Origin of the sequence: Vibrio sp. 10N.261.52.A1, from assembly GCF_002876325.1 — a bacterium.
Taxonomy (GTDB): Bacteria; Pseudomonadota; Gammaproteobacteria; order Enterobacterales; family Vibrionaceae; genus Vibrio; species Vibrio chagasii.
In genome coordinates, this window is record NZ_MCYD01000231.1 from 1 (window position 1) to 373 (window position 373).

Annotated in this window: 1 pseudogene; it reads left to right on the plus strand. The window is 38.9% G+C overall.

Going from position 1 to position 373, the window contains the following annotated elements:
- Positions 1-62: 62 nt before the first annotated feature.
- A pseudogene (locus BCT81_RS02995) lies at positions 63-373 on the plus strand (hypothetical protein); the annotation flags it as partial.

The following is a 373-nucleotide window of genomic DNA, read 5'->3' on the forward strand; positions in this document are numbered from 1 at the left end:
TGTAAAAAATGTAAATATATTAAGCAAGCTCATTAAAACAACAAGTTAGGCTAATATATATTATGAAAAAACAGATCCTTTGCGCGTCTCTGTTGCTTGCGACTTCTGCCAATGCAGCTATTGAGCTAACTGCCAAAGCACAAATGGACAACGGTTTCCCAATAGAAATACCTTATCCTGAACTCGAGTTTGCGGCAAACCAGCGTGGTAATGTTAACTTTGGTACTAAGTTTAAATCAGTCCAAGAACTTTGCTTCAAGTTCAACAGCATTGCTGATTACAATCCGTTCTACTTTCGCCCTTTTTTAGAGGGCGAGCTTTTCAGTTCATCTTTTGCAATCACATACCGACCTGGTCAGTATCAATGTTGGGT